Here is a 346-nt window from a genome sequence, read left to right as displayed (position 1 = left end):
TTCTGCAATGGCAGGTATGGCTGGCATGTCAGGTATGAACTCTAAAGAAATGGATCATAGCGCTATGGAGCACGGTGCAATGGCGATGGATCATAGCAAACATGGTATGTCTGAAAACCCATTGGCAGTTGCCAGCCCTAAAGTGCGTCATGCCAAAACGGAGTATGGAGCTTCAGTTGATATGCGCGTTGATATGCCTAGAACAAATCTTGATGATCCTGGTATTGGTTTACGTAAAAATGGTCGCCGTGTTTTAACACTTGCAGATTTACACTCACTTGAAGGGGTCACTAACCAGCAAGAGCCAGAAGCTGAAATTGAGTTGCATTTAACCGGAAATATGGAA

The 346-nt window shown here is 44.5% G+C and carries 1 pseudogene; it reads left to right on the top strand.

What is annotated here, in order from left to right:
- Positions 1 to 346 (top strand): annotated as a pseudogene (locus CXF76_RS00825) (copper resistance system multicopper oxidase); the annotation flags it as partial.

It is taken from the genome of Pseudoalteromonas sp. 78C3 (assembly GCF_002836695.1).
Taxonomy (GTDB): domain Bacteria; phylum Pseudomonadota; class Gammaproteobacteria; order Enterobacterales; family Alteromonadaceae; genus Pseudoalteromonas; species Pseudoalteromonas arctica.
This window is presented reverse-complemented; position numbering and strand designations above follow the sequence as displayed.